Consider the following 17,323-nt stretch of genomic DNA (forward strand, 5'->3'; position numbering starts at 1 on the left):
GTAGTAAAGTAAATTAAGACCATTACTAAACTATTTATTTCGTCAATTAATTTTCTTATTCAATACTCTCTTGAAGTGCTTTAGAAGTAAGTGAGTTCTTAGAAAGTAATTATAATTTTGCTTAATGTAAGCATTTTTTCACTTAGTTTTTGGGCTTATATAAGTAATATTATTTATCTGTTAAAAATGGTAGTAAAAGGATTAATAAAACTTGAAAAGTTAAACAATGATTAAAGATCAAATACTTAATACATAAAAAAACAAAATGACCTTAAAAGCAATTTATAGTAATTAATTCACTTTCAAATTAAAGCAGGCTTATAACATGAATTCAAAAACCCGTAAGCTCCTTTTAGCTGGTGGTGCAGTACTTATTGCAGGTTCATTGCTCTCAACGGCAAATGCAAATACAGAGATGGATCCGTAAATTTGAACAACTCCTATAAGTGATATTCTGCTCCTCAAATGATGTTATAAACATCAATATATGGAGTATTTTATGGCACGTAGACCAAGAAGAAATCATTCAAATGATTTTAAAGCTAAGGTAGCACTTGCTGCGATTAAAGCAGAAAAAACACTTGCTGAATTGAGTGCTGAGTTTGATGTTCATCAAAACCAAATTATTGACTGGAAAAATCAATTGATCTCAGCTTCCTCGCAAGCTTTCGATCAATCAAAAGCTCCAACAGAACCACCCATCGATCTAAAAAAACTACATGCAAAAATCGGTGAGCAGGCATTAGAAATTGATTTTTTAGAAGGTGTGTTGAAGAAACTGGGCCGCTTCAACCACAAAAGTTAATCGACGACTCACTTCAGATTTCAGTATCTAAGCAAGCTAAGCTGCTGAAAGTCTCCCGTGGTTGTTATTACTATCGCCCAAAACCTGTGAGTGCATCAGATCTGAAGCTGATGCGATGTATTGATGAATTACATATGCAATATCCTTTTGCAGGCAGTCGTATGATGCGTGATTTGTTGAATCGTCAAGGACATCATATAGGACGACGTCATACACGTACTTTAATGAAGAAAATGGGTATTCAGGCGTTATATTGCAAACCAAATTTAAGCCAGGCTAATCAAGCTCACCGTAAATATCCATATCTGCTCAAAGGGTTGGCTATTCAGCGCAGTAATCAAGTGTGGTCTACGGATATAACGTATATCCCTATGGCAAAAGGCTTTGTTTATTTATGTGCTGTGATTGATTGGCATAGCCGCAAGGTACTTGCGCATAGGGTATCGATTAGTATGGAGGTGGATTTTTGTATTTCGGCTTTAAATGAAGCGATTGAAAAATATGGTCGACCTGAAATATTTAATACAGACCAAGGCAGCCAGTTTACCAGTGATGCATTTATTGATGTATTGAAATCAAATGGCATTCAAATCAGTATGGATGGTAAAGGTCGATGGGTAGATAATGTGATGGTTGAACGATTATGGCGGAGCGTTAAATATGAAGAGGTGTATCTCAAAGCTTATAGCAGTGTCACAGATGCGAAAAAGCAATTAAGTGCATATTTTGAGTTTTATAATTTGAAACGACCTCATTCGAGTCTAGACAAAATGACACCAAATGAGTTTTACTATGATCAGCTACCCCAACAAAACAAGGTGGCTTAACTAGAGCGGAATATCACTTATAAATACGCTTTTAGTTGTTCAAACAAGTGGGACCACCTCTTACTACGGAAGTTCAAGCGGTATCAAAAGTAGATTTAAATAAATATCTTGGTACATGGCATGAAATTGCACGTAAGCCGCTATATTTCCAGAACAAATGTGATTACAACGTCACTGCTAAATATTCTTTAAATGAAAATGGTAACGTGAAAGTAGATAATAGTTGCTATAGTGCAGACGGCAAACTTAACCAATCAATTGGTGAAGCATATGTTCAGAATGCGCCAGCCAACTCGAAACTTAAAGTGAGCTTTTTACCAAAAGCAATTCGTTGGTTGCCAGTAGGCCGTGGTGATTATTGGGTTCTAAAAATTGATGATGATTATCAAACTGCATTAGTTGGGTCACCAAATAAAAAATATCTTTGGGTACTCAGCAGAACTGCTAACCCTGACCAGGCCACAGTTGATAAATACTTAGATTATGCAAAATCCATCGGTTTTGATTTATCAGATCTGATTAAGACTAAGCATAAGTAATAATCCAATAAGTCCCCATCATGGGGACTTATTTCTAAATAATACAATGTAATTTATCTGGTCAAGAACGTAAGAATATAAGACCCTTTGTATCCCTTCTATTTCAATCCCTGATATCAGCGTCTATTTACGATAGGCTGAATGCTCACTCACATTGAAATAGGATAATATTCTAATGACTACTATTAATGTTGAAAATATTAAGAGCCATGCAGATGTAATTGCTTCATGTGGGACTAAAGTTGGTAAAGTAGACCACTTGCAAGGTTCGGATCAAATTAAACTGACTAAGCATGGTGATGGTCATCACCACTTAATTCCAGTTTCATGGGTTGGTGAAATTACAGACAATAAAATTGTACTGACTAAAGACTCTCAAGAAGTTAAAGATAATTGGACTGAAGCTTAAAACCCTAATCCTAAAAAAACCCTCTTAATGAGGGTTTTTTCATATCTGCTGTAATAATCATTGGAAGAAGTTAGTCTTTATCTAATGTATGAGGTGTTGTCGTCTCTTCATTTTCATTGCTGTCTTTTTGCTGGCAACCTACCAGCCCCAATACGAATACCACGCTTATAATGGCTAACGTTTTCATACTTTAGGCCTATATATTTGTTAAAACTCTACACTAACAAAGCATGACGATTACTGTGTAAATTTATGAAAATCATTGATGAGATAAATAATAAGAAAGTCATTAAATAAAGTTTTTCATATATTAATGATTGTCTAGATTATGAAGTTATCCCTACATTTAAATAATTATCTTTCACCCAGGCCAATAATTCTTGTGCTGGCGCTAGACGTATAGCGTCCTCCTCCTCAGCCTGATCAATTAGTTCTAAAGGTGGGAATGGTCTAAAGTATTCCATAAGTTTAGCTCCTATTATTGAGCGTGACTTAATCCTGCTCTAGCTTCGATGATGATTTTTTGAATTTCTTCCCGTCGTTGTTTCTTCTTTTCATGGTAAATCCACACAGAAGAAATCAACACACTTATAATTAGTCCGCCAATCAGTACTTGTAGTCTTGTAAAGGCCATTTTTTATTGCTCTTATCATGTAGTTTTCATTTAATTAAATTAAGCATTTAAATATTAAAACTTAATGGCAATTAATGACAAAAACCCGCCTTTGAAAGACGGGTCAATACATAATATGTTGAGTAAATATTTTTTAGAGAATTTGGATATTGCTGGCTTGCTTGCCTTTAGAGGTGGATCAGGAAATTTGAACAACACTTATAAGTGATATTTTGCTCCCCAAATGATGTTATAAACATCAATATATGGAGTATTTTATGACACGTAGACCAAGAAGAAATCATTCAAATGACTTTAAAGCTAAGGTAGCACTTGCTGCGATTAAAGCAGAAAAAACACTTGCTGAATTGAGTGCTGAATTTGATGTTCATCAAAACCAAATTATTGACTGGAAAAATCAACTGATTTCAGCTTCCTCGCAAGCTTTCGATCAATCAAAAGCTCCAACAGAACCACCCATCGATCTAAAAAAACTACATGCAAAAATCGGTGAGCAGGCATTAGAAATTGATTTTTTAGAAGGTGTGTTGAAGAAACTGGGTCGCTTCAACCACAAAAGTTAATCGATGACTCACTTCAGATTTCAGTATCTAAGCAAGCTAAGCTGCTGAAAGTCTCCCGTGGTTGTTATTACTATCGCCCAAAACCTGTGAGTGAATCAGATCTGAAGCTGATGCGCTGTATGGATGAGTTACATATGCAATACCCTTTTGCAGGTAGCCGTATGATGCGTGATTTATTGAATCGTCAAGGACATCATATAGGACGACGTCATACACGTACTTTAATGAAGAAAATGGGCATTAATGCGTTATATCGTAAACCAAATCTAAGTCAGGCCAATCAAGCTCACCGTAAATATCCATATCTGCTCAAAGGATTGGCTATTCAGCGCAGTAATCAAGTGTGGTCTACGGATATAACGTATATCCCTATGGCAAAAGGCTTTGTTTATTTATGTGCTGTGATTGATTGGCATAGCCGCAAGGTACTTGCGCATAGAGTATCGATTAGTATGGAGGTTACATTTTGCATAGAAACATTAAATGAAGCTATTGAAAAATATGGCCGACCTGAAGTCTTTAATACAGACCAAGGCAGTCAGTTTACCAGTGATGCATTTATTGATGTATTGAAATCAAATGGCATTCAAATCAGTATGGATGGTAAAGGTCGATGGGTTGATAATGTGATGGTTGAACGATTATGGCGGAGCGTTAAATATGAAGAGGTGTATCTCAAAGCCTACAGCAATGTTTTGGATGCGAAGAAGCAATTAAACGCATATTTTGAATTTTATAATTTGAAACGACCTCATTCGAGTCTGGACAAAATGACTCCAGATGAGTTTTACTATGACCAGCTACCACAACAAAATAAGGTAGCTTAACTAGAGCAGAGTATCACTTATAAATAAGCTTTTAGTTGTTCAAACAAGTGGGACCACCTCTTTTCTTACCATTCGTAATTTCAAACATTACACGCTGACCTTCCTCTAGTACTTTATAGCCATCAATTCGTACTTCACTATAGTGTGCAAATAATTCTTCACCAGTATCGGAAGCAATAAATCCAAAACCTTTTGTACCGTTGAACCACTTCACTGTACCGTTTCTTAAATTAGACATTCATATTCCCTTTAAGTAATTATCAGTTTAGAAATTGCTGTAAATATTGATTAATTAACAAGCATATTCAATATAACCAATAATCCTTAAATATGAGGATACAACTGTTAGATCTATGTGAATCAAGTTCTTGTTTTATTTTGCAATTACACACAAAAGTGATAAATATCCCTCATATTAAGGTAATAATCAGATATAGATTGTAATATTCGATCATTCACACTTTCCATAAATTGAATGAATTAAGCCCCACATATACATGTGAGGCTTCACCCAATTCATTTGCGCTGATATGAGCCAGTAAATTATAAAACACTTTAATCAAAATATGTATTCAAAATATATCTTTAAAGCATATTGATATGAACTATCGATTCAACTGCGTGTATGCCCATTTTAAAAATTTATCTTTATCATGAAAGTTTGGTACATTGATTAAGTGAATAAAACTCACTGCTCCAAATTTACCTGCAATCTTTTTAGGATCAACAATTTCAAAATCATTGTCATTACCTAAATTCAGTTCTTTAAAAAACTCAAGAACCTTGTTATGCAAACCTTGCTGTGAATGTTCAGTTCGCTCTATTAGAAAATCATAAATCTGGCTTAAAACATGTAATTCAAAATTTTTATTCATGACTTTCTTCTCATAATTGTTAAGGTTGAAATCCAAAACTAACGGATATTATGAGAAAGTTAAAGTAACCAAACATCCTGAAACAATAAGCTTTGAAATATCTAACTTATAATAATTCATCTTTTTTTAAAGCTTTTAACCAGGCCTTTGCCCGCTCCATATTGATATCTGCAAGTTCAAACCTGTGAAATCGATATCCCAATTCTTCAGCATGGTCATAACGATCCATATTCCAAGCCTTCGTTGCAAGTTTGCCTTTACGACCTCCAGACCATGGACCAGTTGCTATTTCAATTAGCATGCGATGTTCGATGAGGTGTAAATCAAAACGCAAATGTTTGGTACTTTTGAAATGAAAGTACTCCTCATACTTCATTTCCATCCGGTCTAATATTTCTTTTAACCTCTCGAATGCTTCAAAGTATTTTTCACTGGCTTTAGGTAATGGCCTGGTGCGTGGTTTCTTTTTGGGAGGTATCTTTTTGGTTAGCGCTTTATATACATCAGGCTCCATATTTCACCCAATAAAAAACCTCCCGGAGGAGGTTAATTTAATTGCATGTAAAAATTAAAATAACTTAAATATTTTTCCAGTTTTATCACTGTAGAAATGCATATCAAAGCTAGGCTTAATTATTTCATCATCTATATTTAGATAACGGACGCAATCCCCAAAACTATTTGGCTCATCAGATGACTTTTCGCACATAGCTTCTAGTGTATAGACAGCGCCATGTTGATCAACCACATCTAACATTACTTTGTTTAATAAAGTTTCCATGTATTAGCCATCAATCCCAATGATTTCACTCGCTTGGAAACCACGTTGACCTTTTGATACGCTAAATTGTACACGCTGACCTTCAGCAAGTGATTTGAAACCACCTGAAATGATTTGAGAAAAATGAGCAAAGACCTCTTCGCCATTATCAGCCGCGATGAAACCGAAGCCTTTAGTATCGTTAAACCACTTAACAGTACCTGTAGTTAAATTTGACATAATAATTTCCTTTAATAATATTTAATTTAGAGTTCTTCAAAAATTAAGAAAATAAATAGTTAATCTATAAATAATTTAATTAAAAAATTTAGCTCTAAACTGTTTAGGTTTGAGAGTGAATGTTTAAAAATACAATTTATATAGTTTATTTAGTTCAGTATAAAAAGATTTACCATCAATATTTAAAGTTAGCTTTTGTCCTGACTCTAGGACAACTTGTTTAGCAACTGATGTGTGCTTAAAAAACAGGAGGGTTTAACTTGGTAAACTATACATACTCATTAGGAGTTTACCATGAGCAAGAAACAGAAGACTTACACCGCAGAATTTAAAGCTGAAGCCATAAAAGCCATTGAAGAGAACCAAGGTAATGTATCGGAATCCGCTAGACAACTTGGCATTTCAATGCAAACCCTTTCGAACTGGAATAACAAAGCAAAGGCTGGAACTTTAGCAGGCACAAAACAGTATTCGCCCGATCTAAACGCCTTACTCGAAGAAAATAAGAAGCTTAAACAACAGCTCAAAACAGCTGAAATGGAACGTGAATTTTTAAAAAAGGCAGCAGCGTACTTTGCCAAAGAAAGTCAGTGAGGTACGCCTATATGAAATCGCAAAGCCACTTATTTCCGATTATTTTAATGGCTCGATTACTTCGTGTATCCGTTTCTCGCTTTTATGATTGGCTAAAGCGAGGCATGAGTAAAAGATCAATTCAGCGAAATCAGCAGACAATTTTGGTCAAAATAGCCCATGAAGAAACCAAACAAAGCTATGGCTATGTTCGATTAACCAAGCATTTACAAGCGCAAGGTATCAAAATAAGTACGTATGCTGTGCGCCAAATAAAAAAATCAAATCAGTTGTATTGTAAGCGCCATAAGCGTTTCAAAAGAACCACGAACAGTGATCACAACCGTTCTATTTATGACAATTTACTCAAGCAACAGTTTTCAATGACGAAGCCTAATCTTGCGTGGTCGAGTGACATTACCTACATTTGGACGGCTGAGGGCTGGTTGTACTTGGCAGCTGTCAAAGATCTTTACACGAAACAGGTTGTTGGCTATAGCTTAAATGAGCGCATGACAGCCAAGCTTGTTTGTGATGCATTGAATATGGCTATTCGCAATCAGAAACCTGCTAAAGATCTCATTGTACATTCAGATAGAGGCAGCCAATATTGCAGTAATGAATATCGAAACTTACTTGAGAAATTTGATTTTCAGGGTTCAATGAGCAAAAAAGGCGACTGCTTTGATAATGCACCGATAGAGAGTTTCTGGGGCATACTCAAAAATGAACTAGTCCATCATCGCAACTACAAAACAAGGGAAGAAGCCAAAGCGGATATTACAAAATATATAGAGTTATTTTATAATCAGCGAAGAATTCAAAAAGGCTTGGATTTTAAGACACCAAATCAAATGGCAGAAGACTTTTATCGGTTAGCTGCCTAGAATCTCCCAAGTGAAAGTCTCCTGCTAATTCAGCACACATCAAACTTCAACTAAAGTTTTACCATTCAAATTGCTTTGAATTTTTTTTAACGGAATAATATTCACACGAATTTCATCGCCGTTAGTTGCTGAAGCAGTAGTCCAGCCGTTAGATATGTTCATTTATTGACTCATATAATGAGCTTTTGTAAACAGAATAGTATTAAAAATAAAACCAACTTTAATTTTGGAGATTGTTCACTTAAGAAAAATTTAAACTTATGATATTTACAGTAGCTATGAAATTTAAGAAAAGATATAAAAATTAAATTAATATCTTAAAAATAGAATTTAAGGAAAACCCACGGATAGCTGCAGGCTTCCCTTGATCGGCATGATGCGAATTCATGCTATGCGTTAACTGTTTGAATTTGATGCTTGAACATCAGGATGGAGGGAATACGCAATTCCGTTAACAACTCAAACGCTACCGTTCCGCTTACGGATTCGATCAAACACACTATATCAAATATTTTAATATAAACCTAATGTTATTTCAATTTTATTTATATTTCATAACTTATAAATTAACTTTTTGTTAGCTAGGCATATTCGGGGCATTAGGATTACAACACTTCATACAAATTTCTAAGTCTAGTTTCGCCTGTGCTTTGTCTGTCATATAGTCACCAAAAAAATCCCGCTACTTCCTAGCGGGATTTTCTGAAACTTTAAATTATTTTGAGCCGTTATTTCTTTACTTTTACACAACTCTGACAAAGAAATTAAATTTCCATCAAAGCACTTTCGTGTAACCATCTCACCATGAATACCAACCAAGCATTTTATAAGTTGTAACATTTTAAGGGTCCCTGATATATTAAATTAATTATTTAAATTTAAGAGCTTAAATATTATTTAACCAGTCGTTCCATTTCACTTAACCTTATTTCCGTGTTCTGTCTATGAACCACAAAACAGACAACGATTAAACTACATAGAAATATTGTAATAAGTATTTTGAAGCTTTTAAGCATATGGAGAAACCTCAAAAATTTTTTACGGCCAAACTATCGTGTATATTAACTGCGTTTAGCACCCCAACACAGTTGCCTTAAATAACTGTGATATTGCTAGCTTGTCGGCCTTTTTTCTTTGAGTAATTTCGAATTGTACACGTTGCCCTTCTTTCAGTACTTTATATCCACTCATATTTATTTTACTGTAGTGTACAAATAAATCTTCACTACTATCAGATTGTATAAATCGAAATCCCTTACCTTCATTAGACTTCTTTCATAATTCATTTTTTGCTCAGCTCTAAATTATAGATTCCCGCAATTAAATTGAATCTTAAGCCCAGTCTTTTTCCTCGATTACGATATCGCTCGGCAAGGATTTTGAAAGTTTTTAAACTACCAAATACATGCTCAACCCCAATTCTTCTTTTGTTGATTTCTTGATTATAGATTTTTAGTTCAGGATCCAATTTACAGCGCTTTTTTGCTTTTAATGGCAACAAGCTATTTGGATACACTGCGTAAATCCCTTAATAGCCTTTATCTGCAAGGATAAAGGCACCTGCCGGAATCTGATGTAAGTTTCGTTTGAAGAGTTCGAAATCATGTACAGCACCACGATCAGTGCATAAACTCATAATTTGCTGAGTTCTATAATGAATGATGGCCTGAACTTTGAAAGTATGTGCCTTCTTTTTGCCACTATAGCTTTTCTTCTGTTTTTTTAGGTCTTTGTATTGGAATTTCTGTGGCATCAACAATCACCACGTTCCAGTCGATGCCTTCGCCCTCAGGCAAATGCTTCGGTAAATTAAATAAATTGGACTTGATCAGGCAGTCCTCTACATGACGGACAATTCTTGAAGCAGTCGGCTCTGACACACCATAACTTGTTGCAACATGGAACAAGGTTCGGTATTCGCGCCAATAACTTAAGCACAGAAGGATTTGATCTTCTATGCTCAATTTAGTTGGTCTACTGAACCGTACCGGGTTTGTCGGAGACTTTTTTATTTAAGTTAGGCCACCTGACCTAACGGGTCAATCTTATCATAGTACATTGCTTCGAACTCAAAAGGCGATACATAACCCAGTGCACTGTGTACACGCTTTTTATTGAACCAATCTACCCAGTTTAGTGTCGCAAGTTGTACATCTGCTAAACCTTGCCAATCTGCTTTTAAATATTCAATCACCTCTGTTTTGTATAAGCCATTCACCGTTTCAGCCAAAGCATTATCGTATGAATCACCAGTCGTACCGACTGATGCTCGTAAATTTGCAGCTTCTAAACGATTGGTATAGCGAATAGAAAGATATTGAACACCTCTATCGGAATGATGAATCACATTCTTTGGCATGCCTCGATCGTGCAATGCTTGCTCAAGTGCATCGAGCACCATATCTGTATTCATCCGTGTAGATACTTTCCATCCAACAATTGCTCGTGAGAATACATCAATAATAAAGGCGGTATAGACCCAGCCTGAATGAGTTTGAATATACGTAAAGTCACTCACCCACAGTTGGTCAGGATGATCAGCATTAAAATTACGTTTCACTAAATCATCTGCTCTTTTTTGATCATCTCGGCTACGGGTGGTTTGTTTATTCTTACCACGCCAAACACCTTGTATAGCTAGCTTCTGCATCAATCGAGCAACTGTACAACGTGCGATAACATAACCTTCACGTTTCAATTGTTGCCAGACCTTACGCACACCATATCGACCTGAACTTTCTTTCCAAATTCGTTGAATTTGTTCAGCATGATGCTCATCATGTAGATCTCGTTTCGCTCGATGTTCTGGATTGTCAGCGAGATCTAAAGTTCGGTAATAGGTTGAAGCTGCGATCGGTAAAATCCTACAAATCGCATCAACACCATATCGATCTTTATTGTTATGGATAAAATCCACCATTATTTGTGTGGGCGGTCGAGCTCCGCCTGGGCGAAAAAAGCGGCTGCTTTACGTAGAATCTCATTGGCGCGTTGCAGTTCTTTATTTTCGCGTTCGAGTTGTTTGATACGTTCTTGGTCTGAAAGCTGCTGTACTTTAACTGGATTTTGTTTATCTAAATATTTTTGATACCAAACACGAAGTGTTTCAGGAGTACAACCAATCTTAGGCGCAATTGCTGTGATCGCAGCCCAATTCGATGGATAATCTTTTTCGGATTCAATCAATAATTGAACCGCTCTATCTCTGATTTCAGGGGTGTATTTTACTTTTTTCATCGGGACATTCTCTCAAGAAAAGTGGTCTCCGACAAACCCGGTACGGTTCATACCTTTAGCAGGAACATGCATTTTCAGTTGTTCAACCATTAAATCAAAGGTTGACCATGATATGCCGGTGTATCGCTTAAATTGTGTTTCAGAAAGCTTCTTTGAACCGATATATTTCATCCGCAGATTATGCATGAATATTTAAAATTCTTCGGTACAAATAATCAGCAAGAGACTGTTCGTTTTTTGATTTATGAAAGAGGCTTATTGAACCATTTCACTATACCGCTGGTATTGTTAGTCATTTTTTATTTCTAATGTTTGAGTTTGTTATTTCATACTCTTTAGTAATACTTAGTAAGTTATTTAGTTAGTTTAGTTGCTCATAAGCCCATTTTAAGAACTTATCCTTTTCTCGAAATAAGGGTACTATCTAAGATTGATTTTAGATATGCTCCCAAATTTTCCATAAAGGATATTTGGCTCCGTTTGTATGACGTCCGATTGATCTCCTTGAGAAAGTTTTTTGAAAAACTCCATAGCTTGGTTATAGGGTGTTAATTTTTCGAATCCTTCCCGTTCGACTATAAAATCATAGATCTGCCTTAAAACATGATGATCATATAGATTGGGCATTTTCATTGCTCGATTTAGAATTTTTGTTCTATAAATCTAACTAAATTGTATAAATTTAAAAAGTGCGCAATAGTTCAAAAAATAAAAATTAATGTAAATTAAACATATTAATTTTATCCATTTTAAATATCTAGCTAAACCATTGTTAAGTTTAATTAAAACACATAACCTGAAAGTCTTAAAAGTTATTTTTGTTACAATTTTAAAAAATTAAAGTTTTTATATCGTTAAAGGCTTTGTTGCACAAACCTACCGGTAAGGTCTTATTCCGCAATATAATTCCTAGATGAACAAACCTACGTCCAAAATCTTTCGTACGTGGCGCTTCTTCTTTCATAACATCTTGCATAGAAAAACTTTGCTATTGTTTTGGCTTTACCCATACACAAATGAATTAAAACTATCAGCTCTATTTTAAATTTATTCAAAAATTTATATCAATATTTTTGATAAAAAAATTAATTATATAGTTTTATTTACTAAGCTTTTTATTTAAAGCCAAAGATGTGGGTAACCAACTTCGATCAGTTTGGATTAATAAAATAGAAATACACAACTAAGCAAACTAGCGAAATCGTTGAAATTAAAAGATAAGTACCCGTTGTATTGAAGCTTTTTAGAAATTTAAATAAGTCCATCATTTCTTCCCCCATGAAAAAACAGATAAATTATACTAAATAATATTTGGGGGATTAAATAGCTGTTGGTCGAATAGCTAAATCGATATGATCAAGTGATCATTAAAAATATATATCTCCTTTAAATCTAGATTAATCTATAGTTTGAGTCTATCAAATACAAAAATACAGCTCCTAACTCAATGAGAACTGTATTTTTAATACTAAAAATTGATCGAAATTAAACGGCAAGTACTTTCACAATAATGGTTTGCATGTCTTCATTTTCTTCCGCCAAATAAACACGCTTTAACTCTTTACTTTTCACTTTGAATTGATGATTTTGATACTGAATTACAGCCGGAATTTGATCAAAATACAGGCTATCTGCGTCTAATTCTTCTTGAAAAAGTGGCGTGCCCAATTGATAGTCTAGGCTTTTTAATACTACATATTTAACAGTCGTTTTCATTGAAATAAACCTACTTTTGTTACGCTCTTTATTTTAAGTTTTAACATCGTTTTCCTTCCGAAGAAACCTTTATTTCATATTTTCGTACAGCTTCTAAACAATCACGCTATTTTTGTGAATTCATCAACATCCACAGTGCCAACTTAGACTTTTAGTGAAATTACAGGCGAGCGGAATCAATGCTAAAATTTTAAGAATACTAATGATCATTCACCATTCTACTTTGGGGTAAGCACATGCTTAAACTGTGTTGCGATGCTTTAGAACAAAAATCCATGACTATCGCGTTTATCGAGAGTGCGAGCTCTGGTTATTTATGTAGCCAATTTTCAATTTATAAGAATAGTGGTGCAGATATCTTGTTAGGTGGTCTTGTCAGCTATGATCCATCGATCAAGCGTGAAATTTTAAAAGTAGATCCTCTACTAATAGAAAAATTTACGGCCGAATCCGCAGAAGTGACTCAAGCGATGGCTGAGCAAGGACAACAACTATTTTTTCATGCGGACTTTGTGGTGGCCTGCACTGGATTACTCAAACCTGGTGGCAGTGCAACCGTAGAAAAACCCGAAGGTACATTTTATATTTCAATCTTACATGACGGTCGTATCTATAATTATCACTATTTTATTTTAGGTACGGCTTTAGAACGCCTAGATCAGTTAACTGAAAATGTTGCTCACAGTGTATTAGACATCTTAAATGCAGAATAAAACATACATAATCTTCATATTTAAATATCATTTTGCATCGCATACTGTATTAAGGAATTTACTTATCAGGACAAGAAAATGCAGCTACGTCATTTCAATGCATTCGCAATTAGCACCCTACTGTCCTGCTCTGCTTTCGCGACGGTAGGCGGCCCTCAAACCATTGAGGTTTTAGGTTTTGATAAAAAAGATCAAAAAATCTATTTAATGCGTCATTTTGAAGATGGTCGTGGTCGTTTACCACAATTATATTATTATCAATTAAATAGCCAAAAGCCGACGCAATTAATTACAGTGAAGTCTTTGTATATTAATCCAAAGACAAAACGGATTGATTACGATCAAGACAGCACCCAGTTTGATAAAGAAATCGCGAAAATAAAAAAACGTTTAGTCAAGTTAACACCTGTAAATAACAATAATGCTCGAATACAGGTATTAACAACCATGAATGGCACTGCAAAATCATGGTATGACCCGAATGAAACCATTGATAAATGGACCTATCAATATCGTGTTAAAAATTCGCAGTATAAAAGCGCTGTACAAAAGGCTGAGACCTATAAAGAAGGTTTAAAAATCTCTAAAACTTATCGTGTAGTGCAAAAGCCTTTTTATTTAGTAACTGTTAAATATCTAGGGATTCCATTTGAAACAGGATATAGCGTTGAAGATCCAGTTTTACTAACCAAATAGATTGTTAAATTAAATAACAAATAATAAAAAAGCCTCTTTTGAGGCTTTTTTATTACACTTCAAAATTATGCCGCTGAACGTTCTGCAATCGGCACAACTTTACGTAGTTCAGGACCTGTATAATCAGCACTTGGGCGAATAATACGGTTGTCTGCACGCTGTTCCATCACATGCGCTGCCCAGCCTGTTACTCGTGACATTACAAAGATTGGCGTGAATAGTTTGGTTGCAATATCCATGAAGTGATATGCAGATGCATGGAAGAAATCTGCATTACAGAATAATTTCTTCTCACGCCACATCACTTCTTCACAGCGCACTGATACAGGATAAAGTACAGTATCACCGACGTCTTTTGCTAGGCGTTCAGACCATTTCTTGATAATGCCATTACGTGGGTCATTGTCTTTATAGATCGCATGACCAAAGCCCATGATTTTTTCTTTACGCTCAAGTTTGCCCAGCATTTCACGCTCAGCTTCTTCTGGAGACGTCCAGTTTTCGATCATTTCCATCGCAGCTTCGTTTGCACCGCCATGTAATGGGCCACGAAGTGAACCAATTGCACCTGTGATGCATGAATGCATATCTGATAATGTTGATGCACATACACGCGCTGTGAATGTAGAGGCGTTAAATTCATGCTCTGCATACAGAATCAGTGATACGTTCATCACTTGCTCATGCAATTCATTTGGTTTTTCGCCACGCAGTAAATGTAGGAATTGAGCGCCGATTGAATCATCATCGGTGTTTTCTTCTACACGTACGCCATCATGACTGAAGCGATACCAGTAGCAGATGATCGCAGGTAGCGTTGCCAAAATACGGTCTGCAACATCTTGTTGTTCATCGAATGATTTTTCAGTTTCAAGGTTACCGAGCATTGAAACGCCTGTACGCATCACGTCCATTGGGTGTGAGTCAGCAGGAATACGTTCTAATACTTCTTTCAATGCTTGCGGCAATTGACGCAATGATTTGAGTTTGGCTTTGTATGCTGCAAGCTGTTCTGTTGTTGGTAATTCACCAAAGAAAATCAGGTACGCGACTTCTTCAAACTGACAGTTTTCTGCCAAGTCTTGAACGTCATAACCACGATAGGTTAAACCCGCACCACTTTTGCCTACAGTTGACAATGCAGTTTTACCAGCTACTTGTCCGCGCAGTCCTGCGCCCGTGAGTACTTTTCCTTCAGCCATTTTTTATTTTCCTTCAGTGAACAATTTATCTAAGGTGTTTTCAAAAGTGTGATAATCGAGGAATTGATAGAGTTCTTTTCGTTGTTGCATTTTATCCAGTACATTGACTTGTGTACCGTCATTGCGGATCGCATGCATTACTTCGAGTGCCGCTTTTTGCATTGCACGTGTTGGTGATAATGGGTAAAGCACCATTGCAATACCCTGTTCGCCTAGTTCTTCTTTGGTGTAGTAAGGGGTATCACCAAACTCTGTAATGTTTGCCAGTACAGGGACACCGACTGCATCGCAGACAGTTTTGTACATGGTAATATCAGTCATTGCTTCAGCAAAGATCGCATCAGCACCGGCTTCTACACATGCACATGCACGGTCAATCACTGCTTGCAGACCTTCTTTCTGCAAAGCATCTGTACGTGCCATCACTACAAAGTTTGAATCAGTTTTTGCATCAACTGCCGCTTTAATACGGTCAACCATTTCTTGTTGTGACACGATTTCTTTGTTCGGACGGTGACCACAACGCTTTTGTGCCACTTGATCTTCAATATGAACCGCCGCTGCACCTGCTGCAATCATTTGCTTCACAGTGCGGGCAATATTAAATGCACCGCCCCAACCTGTATCGATATCGACGAGTAATGGCGTATCTACACGTTCAGTAATACGACGAACATCTTCCAAAACATTGTCTAAACTGGTCATGCCTAAGTCAGGTAAACCATATGAATAGTTCGCCACACCTGCACCAGATAAATATATGGCTTTATAGCCAACTTCTTTTGCCATCATTGCTGCATAGGCATTTACTGTGCCAATGATTTGTAATGGTTTTTCGATTTCCAATGCTTGTCTAAATCTTAAGCCTGCAGACGTTTGTTGTGTCATATTCCTTTCCACGGCATTTACTTTAATTTTCGAAGTTTGAGTATATCCATATTTTTTTCCAACTCTATGGCTTTGTAGAATATTAACACTAAAACTTTAGTCAAATATTTCACTTGTCACCTATCTGTTGTTATTCTTTAGTCAAAGATCCCTTATTTATGAGCAAAGCAGAAAAGTACTGAATTTTTTGCTATAATTATCGTCAAATCAGCTCTTTTTTTGTTAAATATTATCACTTTATGCAAGATCTAATACACATTGAACCTTTAACGCATGACCAGCCACAAACGCGGCGCGGACATGAACGATGTGTTGCGCTTTTAGAAAGTGCTACGGAGCTTTTTTTAAAACGTGGTTTTGATGCAGTTTCATTAGATGACATCGTGAATCATGCAGGTGGTTCAAAAGCGTCAATCTATAAATATTTTGGTAATAAAGACGGATTATTTAAGGCCATTTGTGACTATCGTCGCTGCTTATTTTTCAAAGATATTTGCCTACCATTTACGGTGAGCCCTGACACCGATATTCGTGCTTATCTCATCAATACTTTAAGTGACTTTCATCAGCATATCGTGATGCCTGAAAATGCGGCATTTATGCGGTTAGTCTTAGAACAAACAGGACGTAATCCTGAAATAGCACGTTATATTCATGAGCAAGGTCCGAAACAAATTCAGAACACCGTTGCAGAAATTTTAAATCAAGCGCATCAACACGGTTTGCTGTATTGTGAAAACCCGTTGTTTTCGGCTCAATTTTATTTTGGAATTTTGCGTAATTTAGAATGGCGCGTTCTCATGGGCATCACCATTGATGAAAATGATCAAGAAACCATCAATTACATCAGTTATTGCGTCGATCGTTTCCTAGACGGTCACCAAAAGCGCTAGATTTTTTGCAATTTACCTCTCTTATAGTATATTAATCGA

The 17,323-nt window shown here is 35.9% G+C and carries 20 protein-coding genes, 2 pseudogenes and 1 other annotated feature; of the genes and pseudogenes, 8 read left to right on the top strand and 14 right to left on the bottom strand.

Annotated elements, in window-relative coordinates:
* The first annotated feature begins 499 nt into the window (after positions 1-499).
* The 4 genes from MST18_RS08280 to MST18_RS08295 all read left to right on the top strand — a co-directional run bounded on the left by MST18_RS08280 (position 500) and on the right by MST18_RS08295 (position 4,604).
* Positions 500-1,632 (top strand): IS3-like element ISAba14 family transposase gene (locus tag MST18_RS08280; RefSeq protein ID WP_223155595.1). Its coding sequence is split into 2 segments (ribosomal slippage): positions 500-752 and positions 752-1,632, totalling 1,134 coding nucleotides; the frame shifts between segments, so codons are not numbered across the junction.
* A gap of 35 nt (positions 1,633-1,667) precedes the next feature.
* Complete coding sequence (locus MST18_RS08285; protein ID WP_180134021.1) at positions 1,668-2,171, top strand: lipocalin family protein; 504 nt, start codon at positions 1,668-1,670, stop codon at positions 2,169-2,171.
* 175 nt (positions 2,172-2,346) lie between these two features.
* Positions 2,347-2,580: a DUF2171 domain-containing protein gene (locus MST18_RS08290; protein ID WP_180134022.1), complete on the top strand. Its 234-nt coding sequence runs from the start codon at positions 2,347-2,349 to the stop codon at positions 2,578-2,580.
* Positions 2,581-3,471: 891 nt separating this feature from the next.
* Positions 3,472-4,604, top strand: a protein-coding gene (locus tag MST18_RS08295) for an IS3 family transposase (protein ID WP_223672967.1) whose coding sequence is annotated in 2 segments (ribosomal slippage) — positions 3,472-3,724 and positions 3,724-4,604 — 1,134 coding nt in all. Because the reading frame shifts where the segments join, the coding sequence is not laid out codon by codon here.
* Positions 4,605-4,635: 31 nt separating this feature from the next.
* Here the strand turns inward: MST18_RS08295 and MST18_RS08300 are convergent.
* From MST18_RS08300 to MST18_RS08320, 5 genes are all read right to left on the bottom strand, one after another.
* Positions 4,636-4,842 carry a cold shock domain-containing protein gene (locus MST18_RS08300; protein WP_180134023.1) on the bottom strand — a complete coding sequence of 69 codons (207 nt, stop codon included), beginning with the start codon at positions 4,840-4,842 and terminating at the stop codon, positions 4,636-4,638.
* A 367-nt stretch (positions 4,843-5,209) separates the two neighbouring features.
* The gene (locus tag MST18_RS08305; protein ID WP_078193453.1) at positions 5,210-5,479 is read right to left on the bottom strand and encodes a hypothetical protein; all 270 of its coding nucleotides are present in this window, start codon (positions 5,477-5,479) and stop codon (positions 5,210-5,212) included.
* 106 nt (positions 5,480-5,585) lie between these two features.
* Positions 5,586-5,993, bottom strand: a complete 408-nt coding sequence (locus MST18_RS08310) for a hypothetical protein (protein WP_180134024.1) — start codon at positions 5,991-5,993, stop codon at positions 5,586-5,588.
* A gap of 54 nt (positions 5,994-6,047) precedes the next feature.
* Positions 6,048-6,260 (bottom strand): hypothetical protein, encoded by a 213-nt coding sequence (locus MST18_RS08315; RefSeq protein WP_078193454.1) that lies wholly within the window; start codon positions 6,258-6,260, stop codon positions 6,048-6,050.
* Positions 6,261-6,263: 3 nt separating this feature from the next.
* Positions 6,264-6,479, bottom strand: a complete 216-nt coding sequence (locus tag MST18_RS08320; RefSeq protein WP_180023751.1) for a cold-shock protein — start codon at positions 6,477-6,479, stop codon at positions 6,264-6,266.
* A gap of 294 nt (positions 6,480-6,773) precedes the next feature.
* On the opposite strand from MST18_RS08320, the gene MST18_RS08325 reads away from it, so the two are divergent.
* A protein-coding gene (locus MST18_RS08325) for an IS3 family transposase (protein ID WP_119285041.1) occupies positions 6,774-7,939 on the top strand; the annotation gives its coding sequence in 2 pieces (ribosomal slippage) (positions 6,774-7,032 and positions 7,032-7,939; 1,167 coding nt in all).
* Positions 7,940-7,978: 39 nt separating this feature from the next.
* Here MST18_RS08325 and MST18_RS08330 read toward each other — a convergent pair.
* The 7 genes and pseudogenes from MST18_RS08330 to MST18_RS08355 form a co-directional block, all read right to left on the bottom strand.
* Complete coding sequence (locus MST18_RS08330) at positions 7,979-8,101, bottom strand: hypothetical protein (protein ID WP_257227568.1); 123 nt, start codon at positions 8,099-8,101, stop codon at positions 7,979-7,981.
* A gap of 931 nt (positions 8,102-9,032) precedes the next feature.
* Positions 9,033-9,205: pseudogene (locus MST18_RS08335) on the bottom strand (cold-shock protein); the annotation flags it as partial.
* 16 nt (positions 9,206-9,221) lie between these two features.
* Entirely contained in the window at positions 9,222-9,359 is a 138-nt protein-coding gene (locus MST18_RS16640; protein WP_373692668.1) for a hypothetical protein, read from the bottom strand.
* Positions 9,339-9,692 (bottom strand): annotated as a pseudogene (locus MST18_RS08340) (transposase family protein); the annotation flags it as partial. The pseudogene MST18_RS08340 and the gene MST18_RS16640, both read right to left, overlap by 21 nt.
* A complete protein-coding gene (locus MST18_RS08345; protein WP_166371548.1) occupies positions 9,640-9,903 on the bottom strand; it encodes a transposase family protein in 264 nt (87 codons plus the stop codon). The gene MST18_RS08345 and the pseudogene MST18_RS08340, both read right to left, overlap by 53 nt.
* Before the next feature lie 53 nt (positions 9,904-9,956).
* A protein-coding gene (locus MST18_RS08350; RefSeq protein ID WP_180134041.1) for an IS3 family transposase occupies positions 9,957-11,176 on the bottom strand; the annotation gives its coding sequence in 2 pieces (ribosomal slippage) (positions 9,957-10,900 and positions 10,900-11,176; 1,221 coding nt in all).
* Positions 10,785-10,901 (bottom strand) — a sequence feature (AL1L pseudoknot). Its footprint overlaps the gene before it by 117 nt.
* 1,485 nt (positions 11,177-12,661) lie before the next feature.
* Positions 12,662-12,892 (bottom strand): hypothetical protein, encoded by a 231-nt coding sequence (locus tag MST18_RS08355; RefSeq protein ID WP_078190858.1) that lies wholly within the window; start codon positions 12,890-12,892, stop codon positions 12,662-12,664.
* Positions 12,893-13,128: 236 nt separating this feature from the next.
* Between MST18_RS08355 and MST18_RS08360 the strand changes: the two genes are divergently transcribed.
* On the top strand, positions 13,129-13,605 hold the full coding sequence (locus MST18_RS08360; protein WP_180041411.1) for a CinA family protein: 477 nt from the start codon (positions 13,129-13,131) through the stop codon (positions 13,603-13,605).
* A gap of 78 nt (positions 13,606-13,683) precedes the next feature.
* The gene (locus tag MST18_RS08365) at positions 13,684-14,301 is read left to right on the top strand and encodes an aminotransferase (RefSeq protein ID WP_180133716.1); all 618 of its coding nucleotides are present in this window, start codon (positions 13,684-13,686) and stop codon (positions 14,299-14,301) included.
* A gap of 65 nt (positions 14,302-14,366) precedes the next feature.
* Here the strand turns inward: MST18_RS08365 and prpC are convergent, their stop codons facing one another.
* Positions 14,367-15,503 carry a 2-methylcitrate synthase gene (gene prpC / locus MST18_RS08370; protein WP_078193462.1) on the bottom strand — a complete coding sequence of 379 codons (1,137 nt, stop codon included), beginning with the start codon at positions 15,501-15,503 and terminating at the stop codon, positions 14,367-14,369.
* 3 nt (positions 15,504-15,506) lie between these two features.
* Entirely contained in the window at positions 15,507-16,391 is an 885-nt protein-coding gene (gene prpB / locus MST18_RS08375; RefSeq protein WP_180133717.1) for a methylisocitrate lyase, read from the bottom strand.
* A 239-nt stretch (positions 16,392-16,630) separates the two neighbouring features.
* Between prpB and MST18_RS08380 the strand changes: the two genes are divergently transcribed.
* Positions 16,631-17,284, top strand: a complete 654-nt coding sequence (locus MST18_RS08380) for a TetR/AcrR family transcriptional regulator (protein WP_078188637.1) — start codon at positions 16,631-16,633, stop codon at positions 17,282-17,284.
* Positions 17,285-17,323: the final 39 nt, after the last annotated feature.

The sequence above is a fragment of the Acinetobacter sp. YH12068_T genome, assembly GCF_024606005.1.
Taxonomy (GTDB): domain Bacteria; phylum Pseudomonadota; class Gammaproteobacteria; order Pseudomonadales; family Moraxellaceae; genus Acinetobacter; species Acinetobacter amyesii.